Annotated in this window: 11 protein-coding genes and 1 tRNA gene; 4 read left to right on the top strand and 8 right to left on the bottom strand. The window is 62.0% G+C overall.

Annotated features, from left to right (window positions below):
• Positions 1-5 precede the first annotated feature (5 nt).
• A complete protein-coding gene (locus tag ACNFCJ_RS00850; RefSeq protein WP_416769236.1) occupies positions 6-1142 on the bottom strand; it encodes a hypothetical protein in 1137 nt (378 codons plus the stop codon).
• A 148-nt stretch (positions 1143-1290) separates the two neighbouring features.
• On the bottom strand, positions 1291-2589 hold the full coding sequence (gene dadA, locus ACNFCJ_RS00845; protein ID WP_416769235.1) for a D-amino acid dehydrogenase: 1299 nt from the start codon (positions 2587-2589) through the stop codon (positions 1291-1293).
• Positions 2590-2745: 156 nt separating this feature from the next.
• On the opposite strand from dadA, the gene ACNFCJ_RS00840 reads away from it, so the two are divergent.
• Positions 2746-3234, top strand: coding sequence for an Lrp/AsnC ligand binding domain-containing protein (locus ACNFCJ_RS00840; RefSeq protein ID WP_416769234.1), 489 nt, complete (start codon positions 2746-2748; stop codon positions 3232-3234).
• 188 nt (positions 3235-3422) lie between these two features.
• On the opposite strand, the gene ACNFCJ_RS00835 is transcribed toward ACNFCJ_RS00840, so the two are convergent.
• Entirely contained in the window at positions 3423-3776 is a 354-nt protein-coding gene (locus ACNFCJ_RS00835; protein ID WP_013713450.1) for a YkgJ family cysteine cluster protein, read from the bottom strand.
• 212 nt (positions 3777-3988) lie between these two features.
• Here ACNFCJ_RS00835 and ACNFCJ_RS00830 point away from each other — a divergent pair, with 212 nt between their 5' ends.
• Positions 3989-5302: an NAD(P)/FAD-dependent oxidoreductase gene (locus ACNFCJ_RS00830; RefSeq protein WP_416769233.1), complete on the top strand. Its 1314-nt coding sequence runs from the start codon at positions 3989-3991 to the stop codon at positions 5300-5302.
• A 13-nt stretch (positions 5303-5315) separates the two neighbouring features.
• Here ACNFCJ_RS00830 and ACNFCJ_RS00825 read toward each other — a convergent pair whose 3' ends face one another.
• Positions 5316-6473: an MFS transporter gene (locus tag ACNFCJ_RS00825; protein ID WP_416769231.1), complete on the bottom strand. Its 1158-nt coding sequence runs from the start codon at positions 6471-6473 to the stop codon at positions 5316-5318.
• 192 nt (positions 6474-6665) lie between these two features.
• Positions 6666-8159, bottom strand: a complete 1494-nt coding sequence (locus tag ACNFCJ_RS00820; RefSeq protein ID WP_416769229.1) for an aldehyde dehydrogenase — start codon at positions 8157-8159, stop codon at positions 6666-6668.
• 254 nt (positions 8160-8413) lie between these two features.
• On the opposite strand from ACNFCJ_RS00820, the gene ACNFCJ_RS00815 reads away from it, so the two are divergent.
• A complete protein-coding gene (locus ACNFCJ_RS00815) occupies positions 8414-8773 on the top strand; it encodes a cupin domain-containing protein (protein ID WP_074860342.1) in 360 nt (119 codons plus the stop codon).
• Between the two features lie 239 nt (positions 8774-9012).
• On the opposite strand, the gene gabT is transcribed toward ACNFCJ_RS00815, so the two are convergent.
• Together gabT and gabD are read right to left on the bottom strand one after the other, a co-directional pair.
• Entirely contained in the window at positions 9013-10293 is a 1281-nt protein-coding gene (gabT, locus tag ACNFCJ_RS00810; protein ID WP_416769227.1) for a 4-aminobutyrate--2-oxoglutarate transaminase, read from the bottom strand.
• A 157-nt stretch (positions 10294-10450) separates the two neighbouring features.
• Complete coding sequence (gabD, locus tag ACNFCJ_RS00805) at positions 10451-11902, bottom strand: NADP-dependent succinate-semialdehyde dehydrogenase (protein WP_416769225.1); 1452 nt, start codon at positions 11900-11902, stop codon at positions 10451-10453.
• Between the two features lie 449 nt (positions 11903-12351).
• Here gabD and ACNFCJ_RS00800 point away from each other — a divergent pair.
• Positions 12352-12428 (top strand) — tRNA-Arg (locus ACNFCJ_RS00800).
• A gap of 268 nt (positions 12429-12696) precedes the next feature.
• Here ACNFCJ_RS00800 and ACNFCJ_RS00795 read toward each other — a convergent pair.
• On the bottom strand, positions 12697-15714 hold the full coding sequence (locus tag ACNFCJ_RS00795) for a type I restriction endonuclease subunit R (RefSeq protein ID WP_416769224.1): 3018 nt from the start codon (positions 15712-15714) through the stop codon (positions 12697-12699).
• Between the last annotated feature and the right edge of the window lie 102 nt (positions 15715-15816).

Here is a 15816-nt window from a genome sequence, read left to right as displayed (position 1 = left end):
TGAAATCAGGGATAGGTCTTGAGCTCGGCCTTCTGTGCCTTGACAGCCGAGCGACGGCGCATCCAGCTGAAGCCGATGGCCAGGATCAGGGCAAAACCTACGTAGCCGAGCAGGGGATAGACGGTACCCACCAGCTTGGTGAAACCGAACTGGCTCAGTGCCAGACCGATGACTACAGACACCGCACTGACCCACTTGAAGCGCGTGGTTTCCGGCTTGGAAAAGCGGGCGCTGAAGGCGAAGAACATACCCACACCGGTGCTGTAAATCATACAGATCAACGACAGAGACATCGCCACCGCCAGTGCCGGGTGAATGTTGGCCGCCAGGGCCAACGTCGGCAGTTCAACGTTTTGCAACTGGTTGATATTGGCGAACAGGCCGATGTTGAGCACCAGAATCAGGAATCCCAGGCCCAAGCCACCGACGACCCCACCCAGGCCTGCGGCGCGATGATCGCGGGTCAGACCGCCGATTACCACCAGCATTGGCAGGCCCACGGCGATGTTGAACGAAGCGTAGAGCAGTGCACTCACAATCCAGTTATCGGCGGCACGGTTGGAGTTTTCCTGGGCCACCGCGTTGAGTACGTCCAGCGGGGCGTTGTAGCTGAAAATCGAATAAATGGTAATCAGCAGCACCATGCCGAGCAAAAACGGCATCACCACACTGATCAGATTGATGATGCCCCGGACATTCAGACACAACGTAGCAATGGCAAGCACCGCCAGCAGGCTACCACCGAGCAGTGGCGGTAAACCAAACTGCTGGAACAGCGTCGAACCGGCAGCGGCAAGCATCACCACGCCCACACCATAGAGGAAGAACGACAAAACCACGTCAAGGCCAAAGCCAATGGTCTTGCCAAACAACTTGTAAAGCACCTCTTTGTGCGAAGTAGCCTGCATTTGCGAACTCATACGGGCAACTTGCATCCCCAAAAACGCAAACAACAGGGCGCTGACCAGCGTACCGGCCACACCGATCAGGCCGAAACGGGTGAAAAACTGCAGGATTTCATTGCCGGAAGCGAAGCCACCACCGATCACTACGGACATGTAGGCAAGGGCTATCTGTATGGATTGTTTGTTCATTGCATTACATCTCTTTCTTAGATTTATAAGTACAAGAGCGGCAGGCAATCCTGTGCTCCGCTCGTCTTAATCAGAAGAAGCCGTCTCCTGGTCGGTAAAGCGAGCCTCCATAGCTGGCGAGGTTGCGGTTGCGCGCAGGCACTGGCCGACAGGCCAGTACCGGGCAGATGGGATCTGGGGCGAACACCCCGGCCGATCAGTGGGCGGGGGCGGTGTGCTGCAGGTCGGGCTGACGGGCACTGGAGCCGTAACGGGAAATATCCAGCCCCTCACTGCTGATCTGCGGACGCTTGTTGGCCATCAGGTCGGCGAGCAGGCGACCGGAACCGCAGGCCATGGTCCAGCCCAGGGTGCCGTGGCCAGTGTTGAGGAACAGATTGCGGTAGGCGGTGGCGCCGACGATCGGGGTGCCGTCGGGCGTGGCCGGGCGCAGACCGGTCCAGAAGTCGGCGCGCTGCAGATCGCCGCCTTGCGGATAGAGGTCGGCAGTTATCATTTCCAGGGTTTCGCGACGACGCGGATTGAGCGACAGGTCGAAACCGGCGATCTCGGCCATGCCACCAACGCGGATGCGACCGTCGAAGCGGGTGATGGCGACCTTGTAGGTTTCATCGAGAATGGTCGAGGTCGGTGCCATGTCCGGGTTGGTGATCGGCACGGTCAGCGAGTAGCCCTTGAGCGGGTAAACCGGAGCACGAATGCCCAGCGGCTTGAGCAGTTGCGGGCTGTAGCTGCCGAGGGCAAGCACGTAGCGGTCGGCGGTTTCCAGCTTGCCGTCGATCCACACACCGTTGATACGGTCGCCCACGGCGTCCAAGCGCTGGATGTTCTGGCCGAAACGGAACTCGACGCCAAGCGCCTTGGCCATGTCCGCCAGCTTGGTGGTGAACATCTGGCAGTCGCCGGTCTGGTCGTTGGGCAGGCGCAAGGCACCGGCCAGCTTGTGCTTGACGCCAGCCAGGGCAGGTTCGACGCGGGCGATGCCATCGCGGTCGAGCAGCTCGAACGGTACGCCAGAGGCTTCCAGCACGGCGATGTCCTTGGCAGCGGCATCGACCTGGGCCTGGGTGCGGAACAGCTGGGTGGTGCCGAGCTGGCGACCTTCGTAGGCGATGCCGGTCTCGGCACGCAGCTCGTCGAGGCAGTCGCGGCTGTACTCGGACAGACGCACCATGCGCTCCTTGTTGATCGCATAGCGGCTGGCAGTGCAGTTGCGCAGCATCTGCGCCATCCACAGGTACTGGTCGACGTCACCGGTGGCCTTGATCGCCAGCGGCGCATGCTTCTGCAGCAGCCACTTGATCGCTTTCAGCGGCACGCCCGGGGCGGCCCAGGGCGAAGCGTAACCGGGGGAAACCTGGCCAGCATTGGCATAGCTGGTTTCCAAAGCCGGGCCATCCTGGCGGTCGACCACCACCACCTCGAAGCCCTGACGGGCGAGGTAGTAAGCACTGGCGGTACCAATCACACCGCTGCCGAGAACCAGAACACGCATGTTTTTCTCCCCGCCGCGCCCAAGGCGCGTGCGTTACAGGCCATTGTTGTCGATGGCCGCAGTATAGGAAGAGCGACGCAGTGCTTTTCACCATATACACAGCTATATTTGGCGAGAATTCTTGGCAATAAGCCGTTTTGCAGAGGCGAATTCCCCATGAGAACCCAGCACCAAAGTCGTCGTGAACTGGACAAGATCGACCGCAACATCCTGCGCATCCTGCAGGAGGATGGGCGCATCAGCTTCACCGAACTGGGCGAGCGCGTGGGGCTGTCGACCACGCCCTGCACCGAGCGCGTACGCCGCCTGGAGCGCGAAGGCATCGTCATGGGCTACCACGCCCGCCTCAATCCGCAGCACCTCAAGGCCAACCTGCTGGTGTTCGTCGAGATCAGCCTGGACTACAAGTCCGGCGACACCTTCGAGGAGTTTCGCCGTGCCGTACTCAAGCTGCCGCATGTGCTGGAGTGCCATCTGGTCTCCGGCGACTACGACTATCTGGTGAAAGCGCGCATCAACGAGATGGCCAGCTACCGCAGGCTGCTCGGTGACATCCTGCTCAAGCTGCCGCACGTGCGCGAGTCGAAGAGCTATATCGTCATGGAAGAGGTAAAGGAAAGCCTGGCGCTGCCGGTGCCGGAGTGAATCTGCAGGAGCGAGCTCTGCTCGCGAAGCTTTTACATGGCCTGGTTCGCGAGCAGAGCACGCTCCTACGGGATGGTTGATCGTTCCCACACCCTGCCAGACGTTTTGCGCCAGCCTGCTGCACACGACAAATCGTGGCGCGGAGCGCCGCTACAGGGGCTCCCCCGCAAAGCGTGGGAGCCGTGAGCCTAGACGAGTCGCTGGCGAGTGGTGGCGATCAGCCGGTGCACCTGGCGCTCCACCGCCGGCTCGATCGGCTGCTCCGGCCCGCGACCATGCGGGCAAGGCAGACGCGGTGTCGTGCCGAACAGGCGGCAGATCAGCGGCCGCTGGTCGTACACCTCGCAACCGTTCGGCCCCAGGTGCACGCAGTTGTATTCGGCCAGTGCTGCATCATGTTCGGCGTCGCTCTTGACCGGTAGGCGTGCCAGTTCCTCGGACGACGCAGTGACCGGCCCGCAGCAATCGTGACAGCCGGGCACGCAGTCGAAGCGCGGGATCTGGCGGCGCAGGTGGTCGATCTTGCGGTCTGTACAGCTCATGCGCGGGCGCCTGGCAACGAAGAAGACAGTTTACCGCGCCATGCTGGCGCCTGCCCGCAGAGGGACGGATTAGCTACACGCCGATCCCCGAACGTAGCGCACGACGTCGTTCTGCTGTCCCGCGTGTTTTTTCCACAGGCCTCTTGGCGCCGGACGGATCACGCGCTTATGCTGCGTTGAATTTTCCACACACCAAAATCAGGATTTCGCACATGAACGCCCGCGTTCACCAGCCCGTCCACAGCCCGCAACATGCCGCTTCCTATTACGCCGCCAGCGTCAATCGCCAGCAGGCCTACCCGCCCCTCGGCGGTGAGCTGCAGGTGGACGTGTGCATCGTCGGTGGCGGTTTCAGCGGCCTGAATACCGCCATCGAGCTGGCCCAGAAAGGCCTGTCGGTGGCGCTGCTGGAGGCGCGCAAGATCGGCTGGGGCGCCAGCGGGCGCAACGGCGGGCAACTGATTCGCGGCGTTGGCCATGATGTCGAACAGTTCGAATCGGTGGTCGGCCAAGATGGCGTGCGCCAGTTCAAGCTGATGGGCCTGGAGGCGGTGGAGATCGTGCGTGATCGCGTTGCGCAGTTTCAGATCGATTGCGACCTGACCTGGGGCTACTGCGACCTGGCCAACAAGCCGGCGCATATGGACGACTTCGCCGCCGACAAGGCAGAGCTGGAAAGCCTCGGCTATCGTCACGAACTGCGCATGGTGCCGAAGGAGCGCATCCACGAAGTGGTCGGCTCCGACAACTATCACGGCGCCATGATCGACATGGGCTCGGGCCACCTGCACCCGCTCAACCTGGCGCTCGGCGAAGCCGCTGCCGCCCAATCGCTCGGCGTGCAGCTGTTCGAAGACTCACCGGTGACACGCATCGACTACGGCAACGAGGTGCGCGTGCACACCGCCCAGGGCCAAGTGCGCGCCAAGTACCTGGTGCTGGCCTGCAATGCCTACATCAACGGCCTCAACCCGACCCTGAGCGGCAAGGTACTACCGGCCGGCAGCTATATCATCGCTACCGAACAACTCTCCGAAGAGCAGGCGCGGCAACTGATTCCACAGAATATGGCGCTGTGCGACCAGCGCGTGACAGTCGACTATTACCGACTCTCCGCCGACCGCCGCCTGCTGTTCGGTGGTGCCTGCCACTATTCCGGGCGTGATCCGGCCGATATCGCTGGCTACATGAAGCCGAAGATGCTCAAGGTATTCCCGCAACTGGCCGATGTGCGCATCGACTATCAATGGGGCGGAATGATCGGCATCGGCGCCAACCGCCTGCCGCAGATCGGCCGACTCAAGGATCAGCCCAACGTGTTCCACGCCCAGGCTTATGCCGGCCACGGCGTCAATGCCACGCACCTGGCCGGCAAGCTGCTCGGCGAGGCCATCGCCGGTCAGGCAAGCCGTGGCTTCGATCTGTTCGCCCAGGTGCCGCACATGACCTTCCCCGGCGGCAAGCACCTGCGCTCACCGCTGCTGGCCCTGGGCATGCTCTGGCACCGGCTGAAGGAAGTGCTCTAACTGGCCAGCGGCATCAGGAGCGTGCCGCGCCCACTGCCTGCATCTCGCTGAAGGCACCGCGCTGACTGGCCAGGATGATGAATACCAAGGCACCGGTAGCCATCATCAGCGGCAACGCATGGCCGCTCAGCCACTGGCTGACGGCGCCCGTGGCCAGCGGCCCGACCAGGCAACCCAGGCCCCACAGCTGAGCGACGTGGGCGTTGGCACGCACCAGTTCATCATCGCGGTAACGCTCGCCGATCATGATCAGCGACAGGGTGAACAGACCACCGGCGCTGGCACCGAAGGCAACGAACAGCGGCCAGATCAGCGGCGTGTGCAGGAGCAACGGTATCGCCAGGCTGGACAGCAGCAACACCACGCCACAACAGCGGAACAAGGTCTGCCGCGACATGCGGTCGGCCAGCCAGCCGATGGGCAGTTGCAGCGCGGCATCGCCGATCACCACCACGCTGACCATGACCAGCGCCACCTCCTGGGTGAAGCCCTGGCGCAGGCTGTAGATCGGCAGCAGGGTCAGCATCATCGCCTCGAAGGCGGCGAACAGCATTACCGCCCAGGCAATGGCCGGCAACTTGCGGCAGAACACCAGCAGGCCGCGCCCAGAAGCGCTATGCGCATCCACCTGGGGTGCACCGGTGCGCCCGAGCAGGATCAGCGAACCGCCGATCAGCAGACACACGCCCGTCCAGAAACCCCGGTCGGTCGCCGTGCCGAGCGCTGTCAGCAGCAACGGCCCGCTGAGCTGACTGAGGGCATAACCCGTGCCGTACAACGCCACCAGACGGCCGCGCCACTTTTCCACGGCGAGCTGGTTAATCCAGCTTTCACCGAGCACGAACACCACGGTCAGCGCCACGCCGAGGAACAGCCGCAGCCCCACCCACACTGCATAATTCTGCACCAGCGCCAGGCCAGCCACCGACAGCGCACCGAGCAACAGACACATCTGCATCAGCACGGTGGTGCCGAAACGTGCCGCCAGGCGCCCGGCCAGCGAAGCTCCGAGCAACACACCAACCGCAGGAGTGGCCGCCATCACACCAATGGCAAAAGAATCATAGCCCCAGCTTTCCAGGCGCAACGACACCAGCGGCATGGTCACGCCCAGCGCCAGGCCGATGCTGATGACTGCCGCACAGACGGCGAAGTAGGTGCCCCAACGCATTGGTGAATTCCTTGGCAGACAAGCCACTGCAAAGACAACGGCCGGGCTCCTCGGGAACCCGGCCGTAGGTTTCGGGAGCGAGATAGCCGGCAGTTTCGCTGCGTTCTCGGCCCTCTCCCCCAGCCCCTCTCCCATAAATGGGAGAGGGGAGCCGATTACCCGGCCGACGACCAGGAGATCGTCCCGGTACCGCTACAGCTTGATCCAGGTGGCCTTGATCTCGGTGTACTTGTCGAAGGCATGCAGCGACTTGTCGCGACCGTTGCCGGACTGCTTGAAACCACCGAACGGCGCGGTCATGTCACCGCCATCGTACTGGTTGATCCACACGCTGCCGGCACGCACGGCGCGGCCAACGCGATGGGCGCGGGACAGGTTGCTGGTCCAGATACCTGCTGCCAGGCCATAGATGGTGTCGTTGGCGATGGCCACGGCATCGGCCTCGTCATCGAAACCGATCACCGACAGCACCGGGCCGAAGATCTCTTCCTTGGCGATGCGCATGGCGTTGTTCACCCCGTCGAAGATGGTCGGTTCGACATAGGTGCCGCCGGTCTCCTCCATCACCCGCTTGCCGCCGGCCACCAGCTTGGCGCCGTCGTCATGGCCGGCCTGGATGTAGTTCAGCACCTGGTTCATCTGGGTGGTGTCGACCAGCGCACCGACATTGGTTGCCGGGTCCAGCGGGTTGCCCGGTTTCCAGGCCTTGATCGCCTCGACCACCATGGGCACGAACTTGTCCTTGATCGAGTTCTCCACCAGCAGGCGCGAACCGGCGGTGCAGACCTCGCCCTGGTTGAAGGCAATGGCGCTGGCAGCCGCTTCGGCAGCGGCCTGCAGGTCCGGCGCGTCAGCGAAGACGATGTTCGGGCTCTTGCCGCCTGCTTCCAGCCAGACGCGCTTCATGTTCGACTCGCCAGCGTAGATCATCAGCTGCTTGGCGATCTTGGTCGAACCGGTGAACACCAGGGTGTCGACGTCCATGTGCAGAGCAAGGGCCTTGCCAACGGTGTGGCCGAAGCCTGGCAGCACGTTGAACACGCCCGCCGGAATGCCGGCCTCGATGGCCAACTGGGCGATGCGGATACCGGTCAGCGGCGACTTCTCGGACGGTTTGAGAATGACCGAGTTACCGGTGGCCAACGCCGGACCGAGCTTCCAGCAGGACATCAGCAGCGGGAAGTTCCACGGTACGATGGCGGCGACCACACCCACCGGCTCGCGGGTGACCAGGCCGAGCTGGTCGTGAGGCGTGGCCGCGACCTCGTCATAGACCTTGTCGATGGCCTCGCCGCTCCAGCGGATGGCGTTGGCGGCGCTGCCGACGTCGATGCTCAGCGAGTCGCTGATCGGCTTGCCCATGTCGAGGGTTTCCAACAGGGCCAACTCCTGACCGTGCTCTTCGATCAGCTCGGCGAAGCGGATCATCACCTTCTTGCGCTTGGCCGGGGCCAGACGCGACCACACACCGGATTCAAACGTAGCGCGGGCATCCTTGACCGCCACGTCAGCGTCAGCCTGGTCACAACTGGCCACCATGCCAAGCAGGCGGCCGTCGACCGGGCTGATGCATTCGAAGGTAGCGCCAGACTCGGCGGAGCGGTACTCGCCGTGTACGAACGCACGGGTTTCGATGGTCAGGGTCTTGGCACGCTGTTCCCAGTCGGCACGAGTCAGGCTAGTCATTCCGGCATCCTCTCAATGGGTGGAAGCGGCGCCCGCGAGGGCGCGCACTGTCAATAATTCTGCAAGGCCAGATCGCTGGCCAGATCCTGGCTGACACACTAAACCAGGGGACTGCGGCTTTTCAATATTTTTGACACGGACCGGCAAAAGCCCTTGTCATGTGCGTTTTTTAAAACATAGACTGCTGCCACGACTTTCCCGCGAAGGCCCTGCTGGTCGCGCGGTTGCCGCCACCGAAACCATGGAACAGCCAGATGAACATCGAACAGATCGTCGACTTCGCCCAGGCTGGCACGGCCGCCGAACACTATCGCCCAGCGCCGGAAAAAGTGCTCAAGGGCGATCCGGAGCAAAGCGTGCGCAACCACTACAGCAGCCCCTGCGGCCAGTTCAGCAGTGGCATCTGGGAAGGCGCCGTGGGCCAGTGGACGGTGCACTACACCGAGCACGAATACTGCGAGATTCTTCAGGGCGTGTCCGTGCTGCGTGACGCCGACGGCAACGCCAAGACCGTACGCGCCGGCGACCGTTTCGTGATTCCTGCTGGCTTTTCCGGCACCTGGGAAGTGCTCGAAGCCTGCCGCAAGGTGTATGTGATCTTCGAGCCCAAGTAAGTTCCCGAACTCCTGTTGCTTGTCACCCTTTGGCCCGCCTTGCGCGGGCCTTTTTCTGCGCACCCCATGCCCAGCGGCAGTGGAGCGCGCGTCGTGTAGGGCGGGTGCAACCCGCCTTGAAGGAACTGGCGGGTTTCACCCGCCCTACCCCAGCCGGCAGGCAAAAAAAGACCCGCACGCGGCGGGTCTCAGGTGCGCCCGGCCTGGTGAGCCACGGGCGCAGGTACAGCAGGAACGACTCAGGCCAGCTCGTCGAAGCACTCGGCGACGATGGCGATGCCTTTTTCCAGTTGCGCGTCAGGGATGGTGACAGGCATCAGGAAACGGATGACGTTGTAGTAGGTGCCGCACGACAGCAGGATCAAGCCCTTGTCGCGAGCACGGGCGACGATCTTGCCGACCAGCTCGGCAGCCGGCTTGCTGTGGTCACCGCCCTCGAACAGCTCGATGGCGACCATCGAACCCAGGCCACGTACGTCACCGATCACCTTGTGCTTCTCGGCGATCTTGTTCAGGCCGGCTTTGAGCTTCTCGCCGACGGCGTTGGAGCGCGCCAGCAGGTTCTCTTCGTCGAACACCTTGAGTACGGCCAGGGCCGCGGCGCAGGCGATCGGGCTGCCGGCATAGGTGCCGCCCAGGCCACCGGGGGCGATCTTGTCCATGATCTCGGCCTTGCCGCACACGCCGGAGATCGGGAAGCCGCCGCCAACGGACTTGGCGAAGGTGGTCAGATCCGGCACCACGCCCAGTTGCTCGGTGGCGAAGAAGGTACCGGTGCGGCCAGCGCCGGTCTGCACTTCGTCAGCGATCAAGAGGATGCCGTGCTGGTCGCACAGGGCACGCAGGCGCTGCATGAAGGCCGGGGAGTTGACGTAGAAACCACCCTCGCCCTGCACCGGTTCGATGATGATCGCGGCAATGTCCTGCGGCTGTGCGTCGTTCTTGAACACGCGCTCGATGCTGGCGATGGACTCGTCCTCACTCACGCCATGCAGCGGGCACGGCGCCTGGGCGCGGTACACACCAGCGGGCATCAGGCCCATACCGGCGGAATACGGTACGACCTTGCCGGTCAGCGACAGGGTCATCATGGTACGACCGTGGTAGGCGCCGGTGAAGGCGATCACGCCGGCGCGGCCGGTGGCGGCACGGGCGATCTTCACCGCGTTCTCCACGGCTTCGGAGCCGGAGGTGACCAGCAGGGTTTTCTTGGCGAAGTCGCCCGGGACGCGCTTGGCGATCTCTTCGCACAGCTCGATGTAGGGCTCGTAGGCCAGCACCTGGAAGCAGGTGTGGGTCAGCTTGGTCAGTTGCTCCTGAACAGCGGCGATCACCTTCGGATGCAGGTGGCCGGTGTTCAGTACGGCGATGCCGCCGGCGAAGTCGATGTACTCGCGGCCTTCGACGTCCCACACAGTGGCGTTCTCGGCGCGCTCGGCGACAATCGGGTGGATCTGGCCAACACCGCGCGGAACAGCGGCGGCACGGCGTTGCAGCAGGGATTCGTTGGTCTTGCTCATGGTGTCCTCATGGTCGCCCCCGGCGGGTGGTCGGTTCAGCATGCGATGATCGACTGAACCGAGCCCGCGAGGGACTCAATAGGGTTACGGCTTACAACCGGGGCGCCGCACGCTCTTTCGCACCTTGCCCCGTCTTGGAAATCAGCGGATTTCCGAATCAGATTCCACCGAGGCACATGTACTTGATCTCGAGGTAGTCCTCGATCCCATACTTGGAACCTTCACGACCCAGGCCGGACGCCTTCACGCCGCCGAACGGCGCGACTTCGTTGGAGATCAGGCCGGTGTTGATACCCACCATGCCGTACTCCAGCGCTTCGGCCACGCGGAACACGCGGCCCAGGTCGCGGGCATAGAAGTAGGACGCCAGGCCGAACTCGGTATCGTTGGCCATGGCGACCACTTCGGCCTCGTCCCTGAAGCGGAACAGCGGCGCCAGCGGGCCGAAGGTCTCTTCTTTAGCAACGGCGGCGGTTTTCGGTACGTCGAGCAGGATGGTCGGCTCGAAGAAGGTGCCACCCAGGGCGTGCGGCTTGCCGCCCAGGGCCAGCTTGGCGCCTTTGCCCACGGCGTCCTCGATGTGCTCCTGAACCTTGGCCACGGCCTTCTCGTCGATCAGCGGACCGGTGGTGGTACCGTCTTCCAGACCGTTGCCAATCTTCAGCTTGCCCACTGCCGCGATCAGTTTCTCGGCAAAGGCATCGTAGACGCCGTCCTGCACGTAGATGCGGTTGGCGCAGACGCAGGTCTGGCCGTTGTTGCGGTACTTGGAGATCAGTGCACCTTCCACGGCAGCATCCAGGTCAGCGTCATCGAAGACGATGAACGGCGCGTTGCCGCCCAACTCCAGCGACACCTTCTTGATGTCCTGGGCGCATTCGGCCATCAGTTGGCGGCCAATTTCGGTCGAGCCGGTGAAGGACAGCTTGCGCACGATCGGGTTGCTGGTCAGCTCGCCACCCACTTCGCCGGCGCTGCCGGTGACCACGCTCAGCACACCTTTAGGGATGCCGGCACGCTCGGCCAGCTCGACCAGGGCCAGGGCAGAGAACGGGGTTTGCGAAGCCGGCTTGATCACCATGGTGCAACCGGCAGCCAGCGCCGGGCCGGCCTTGCGGGTGATCATCGCGGCGGGGAAGTTCCACGGAGTAATGGCTGCGGTGACGCCGATCGGCTGCTTGATCACGATCAGGCGCTTGTCCGGCTGGTGGCCGGGGATCACGTCACCGTAGACGCGCTTGGCTTCCTCGGCGAACCACTCGATAAAGGAGGCGGCATAGGCGATCTCGCCCTTGGCTTCGGCCAGCGGCTTGCCCTGCTCCAGGGTCATCAGGCGACCCAGGTCGTCCTGATTTTCCATCAGCAGCTCGAACCAGCGACGCAGCTTGTTCGCACGCTCCTTGGCGGTGAGCGCACGCCAGGCCGGCAACGCCTTCTCGGCGGCCTCGATGGCGCGGCGGGTTTCAGCACGGCCCATCTTCGGAACATGGCCGATGATCTCGCCAGTCGCCGGGTTGTTCACGGCAATGGTCTGACCGCTGTCGGCGTCCAGCCACTGGCCATCGATATAGGCCTGTTGGCGCAGCAGCTGGGGGTCTTTCAGTTGCATGGCAGTCTCCTTCAGTTCCGACACCCGGGCGTCGGCGTAAGTCGTTGGAGTCACGGACAGAACCCGCAGGCTGAACATGAGCCGTGCGGGGCCTGGTAATGGATTCAGAGCCGTTGAACGTGCGAGGGTTCAGAATGACCGAACACGCCGTTTGAAATCTCAAACGAATCCTAGGATCGGGCGGGGTAAAGGGCAATAGGCGGCAAGGCAAAAACCGCAAAATAATGACAAAAACTTCCAAAACAGCCTTTGAAACGGCTCAAAAGTGTAAAGCGCGTTCTGAATAATGCACGCCCATGCAGAATGGACGCTAACCGCCGAGATGCGTATGATTGCGCCCCGCAACTCACTCGTAGCTCAGCAGGATAGAGTACTGCCCTCCGAAGGCAATACTCGTCGAGTTGAGAAGGGTGTTAGCTAATGGTCAAATAGACCGCCGCAACACATACGCACCAGTAGCTCAGCTGGATAGAGTACCGCCCTCCGAAGGCGGGGGTCGTGGGTTCGAATCCCGCCTGGTGCGCCATATCTCATTGATTTATCGATCTTTTTTAGAAGACCGAATCTTCAGCTCGCCCCACCTCCCAAAGAAACTCTGAAATTAAATCAACTGCGTTTGAAGCGGCCAATGAGTACTGCCCGAACGGCTCGTTTTAGGCTGATTTTCGGGCTGTGCCAATTCTGTGCCTAAACCGTGCCTTATCGCTGCGCACGATGTATGTCCCGCGCGTTGCGCTGAGTACTAGCCATACAGGCCGCATGCGCAGAAAAACGCACCTAGCCCGGCAGCTATCTCAGCCCAGCATGCCCCTCATGCTCTGCTGCAACGACGACTTGAGCGCCGCATCACTGGCCACCAGCCGGTAAAGCTCCAGATCCTGACGCCGGCGTATCAGCATCACTTCTTCAAATATCTTCTCGAACGCCAGTGCGCGGTGATCTTCGTCCTGACTTTTCTGATACTTCGGCTCAAAGTCTGGGTGTTCCTGAATACCCTTGAGAATGCTCAGGAACTTCACGCGCTTTTCTTCCGTGGTCACGCCCCAACCCTGGAACCAGCGCTCGTTGAAGCTCTGGATGATCTGGTCCAGCGGGTCTTTTTCCCGCTCGCCGCCATGTACCCCGCGGGGGTTTGGGTTGGCGGGGTCCAGCTCGGTTTCTGCGTCATCCAAGGCAATGCTGTGGTTCAGCTTGACCCGTTCCAGCCCATAGGACGCCAGGTCAACCGAGTTGAGCAGCGCGTCGATTTCGTCGGCGTCTTTGTCTTTGACCTTGAGTTTCGGGATCAGGAACTTGAGGAACCAGAACAGTTTTTCCCAGGCCACAATCTCGTACGGCATGATCGAAGCCATCTGCCCGTAGATCTTCACGAACTGCTTGGCCTTGATCTTGAAATCGACCTTGGCCTCATCCTCCAACTCCAGTTCCACGTCGAAGCGCTCAACGGCGATATCGATCAGCACCGCCAGCTGTTCGGCATCGACGTTGTCGAAGTACTGCGTGGCGAATGCCTCCACTTCCGGCCATTCATAGACGCCGACCTCGTCGAGTTGGTCCTTGAGTTCGTGCAGCACATTGATGTCCGTTGCGCCGGACAGGCTGGTGGCCGTGTAGAACGGGTCGAAGGAGGCTTTGATGTCCTCCACCTGATTGAAGAAGTCCAGAACGAATAGGTCTTCGGTCTTCTTGCCCCACTTCGGCGCGGCGCGATTGAGGCGCGACAGCGCCTGCACGGCGAGTACGTACTGCAGCTTCTTGTCCACGTACATGGCACACAGCTTGGGCTGATCGAAGCCAGTCAGGTACTTGTTGGCCACCACCAACAGGCGGTACTCATCGGTGTCGAACTTGTCCCGCGTATCCGCTTCGGCAAAGCCGTTGATGCCCGCTTCGGTGTACTCGATGCCATCAACCAGTTTCTCCCCGGAGAAGGCGATCAGCACCTTGAACGGGTTGCCGCGCGCCGCCAGCAAACGGCTGATGGCCTTGTGATAACGGATGGCGGCTTCGATGTTCTGGGTGATGACCATGCCCTTGGCTTGGCCCTTGAGCTTTTTCGGCGTCACCACCTGCTCGATAAAATGCTCCAGCATCACCTCAGCTTTGACATCAATGGTCTGCTGGTCGCGTTCGACATAGGCGCGCAGTTTCTTCTGCGCCTTCAACGTGTCGAACAGCGGGTTGTCCTCGATGGACTTCTGAATCTCGTAGTAGCTGCGGTAAGTGGTGTAGTTGGCCAGCACATCGAGGATAAAGCCCTCCTCAATGGCCTGTTTCATCGAGTACAGGTGGAAGGGCGCGAAGCGGCCATCGGCCTGCTGCTCACCGAACTTTTCCAACGTGCTGTTCTTCGGCGTGGCAGTGAAGGCGAAGTACGAGGCATTGCCGCGCATCTTGCTGTTCTTGATCGCGCTGAGGATCTTCTCCTGCGTATCGTCCTGCTCGTCACCACCCATCACCTTGTTCATCGTGCCGTGGCTGCTGCCATCCTGCGAGCTGTGCGCCTCGTCGATGATCACGGCAAAGCGTTTACCGGCCATGTCGTCGATGCCATCGACGATCACCGGGAATTTCTGGATGGTGGTGATGATGATCTTTTTGCCCTGCTCCAGCGCCTGCTGGAGGTCGGAGGACTTCAACGCCGGGGCGATGATGTTTTTCACCTCGGAGAACTCGCGCAGGTTCTCGCGCAACTGCTTGTCCAGCAGGCGGCGGTCGGTCACCACAATCACCGAGTCGAACAGCGGTACATCCAGACCACGCGCGCCAGCAACCGTCAGTGAAGCCGGGTAGGTTTCGATCAGCTGATAGGCCGCCCAGGTGATGGAGTTGGACTTGCCCGAGCCGGCCGAGTGCTGGATCAGGTAGCGCTGCCCCACGCCGTGCTGGCTGGCATGGGCCACCAGACGGCGCACCACATCCAGCTGGTGATAACGCGGGAAGAACAGCGTGCGCTTGGCCAGTGGCGTTTTGCTGCTGCCATCCAGGCGCACAAAATGCTGGATGATGTTGGCCACACTTTCGCGGCTGAAAACCTCCTGCCACAGGTAGGCGCTCTTGTGCCCGGCCGGGTTGGGCGGGTTGCCGGCCCCATGGTTATGGCCCTTGTTGAAGGGCAGGAAGAAGGTCGCGGCACCGGCCAACTTGGTGGTCATGTAGACCTCGTCGGTGTCCACCGTCATATGCACCAGGCAGCGACCAAATTGCAGCAGCGGCTGGCCTGTGTCGCGGTCCTGCTTGTACTGCTTTTGTCCGTGATAGCGGGCGTTCTGGCCGGTCCAGGGGTTCTTCAGCTCTAGCGTGGCGAAGGGCAAGCCATTGATAAACAGCACCAGGTCGATCTCTTCCAGCGGGTTACTCAGGGAGTAACGCACCTGACGGGTGCTGCTAAAGATATTCGCCGCAAACTGCTGTTTGACCCGCGCCGAACTGCTGGCCAGCGGCGCGGGGTACATCAGGTTGAGGTGCACATCGTCGATTGCCAGGCCGCGCTTAAGCAGGTGCAGCACGCCGTACTTCTTCGCCAGCCGGTCGAAGCGTTCGAGGATGCGCAAATCCCAATCGTCATAGCGCTGCTTGAGGCGCTCCAGCTCATCGCCCTGGCTGGCCTCAAGAAACTGCCACAAGCAACGGCTATCCACGGCATAGCGGGCATTGAAATCCGAGGCGCGACCTAGTTGATAGCCGTGGTTGGGGCCTGCAGACACCTGCGCGGCGCTGTCGCGAATCGCCGCCAACTCCTCCAGGCAGGTGCCGGTCAGGTATTTCTCGATACTCGCTTCCAGCGCCTGTTCGTTGGTCTTGCTTACCATGCCGGCTTCCTTATGCCTGACCCTTCGTGTCGCTGCCAGGCGAGCCCGGCGCGCAGTACGAATGTCTAGAAATGTCTAAAGCTATCCAGCCAAAGGGGGGCT

It is taken from the genome of Pseudomonas sp. NY15364 (genome assembly GCF_048068235.1).
GTDB lineage: Bacteria > Pseudomonadota > Gammaproteobacteria > Pseudomonadales > Pseudomonadaceae > Aquipseudomonas > Aquipseudomonas mendocina_D.
The sequence above is the reverse complement of the archived record's forward strand: the minus strand, read 5'-3'. Positions and strand labels throughout refer to the sequence as shown.

Bases quoted from the DNA above. Each gene is read 5' to 3' on its own strand.
- dadA (WP_416769235.1), bottom strand. From the start codon at position 2,589: ATGCGTGTTCTGGTTCTCGGCAGCGGTGTGATTGGTACCGCCAGTGCT.
- ACNFCJ_RS00840 (WP_416769234.1), top strand. From the start codon at position 2,746: ATGAGAACCCAGCACCAAAGTCGTCGTGAACTGGACAAGATCGACCGC.
- ACNFCJ_RS00835 (WP_013713450.1), bottom strand. From the start codon at position 3,776: ATGAGCTGTACAGACCGCAAGATCGACCACCTGCGCCGCCAGATCCCG.
- ACNFCJ_RS00830 (WP_416769233.1), top strand. From the start codon at position 3,989: ATGAACGCCCGCGTTCACCAGCCCGTCCACAGCCCGCAACATGCCGCT.
- ACNFCJ_RS00825 (WP_416769231.1), bottom strand. From the start codon at position 6,473: ATGCGTTGGGGCACCTACTTCGCCGTCTGTGCGGCAGTCATCAGCATC.
- ACNFCJ_RS00820 (WP_416769229.1), bottom strand. From the start codon at position 8,159: ATGACTAGCCTGACTCGTGCCGACTGGGAACAGCGTGCCAAGACCCTG.
- ACNFCJ_RS00815 (WP_074860342.1), top strand. From the start codon at position 8,414: ATGAACATCGAACAGATCGTCGACTTCGCCCAGGCTGGCACGGCCGCC.
- gabT (WP_416769227.1), bottom strand. From the start codon at position 10,293: ATGAGCAAGACCAACGAATCCCTGCTGCAACGCCGTGCCGCCGCTGTT.
- gabD (WP_416769225.1), bottom strand. From the start codon at position 11,902: ATGCAACTGAAAGACCCCCAGCTGCTGCGCCAACAGGCCTATATCGAT.
- ACNFCJ_RS00795 (WP_416769224.1), bottom strand. From the start codon at position 15,714: ATGGTAAGCAAGACCAACGAACAGGCGCTGGAAGCGAGTATCGAGAAA.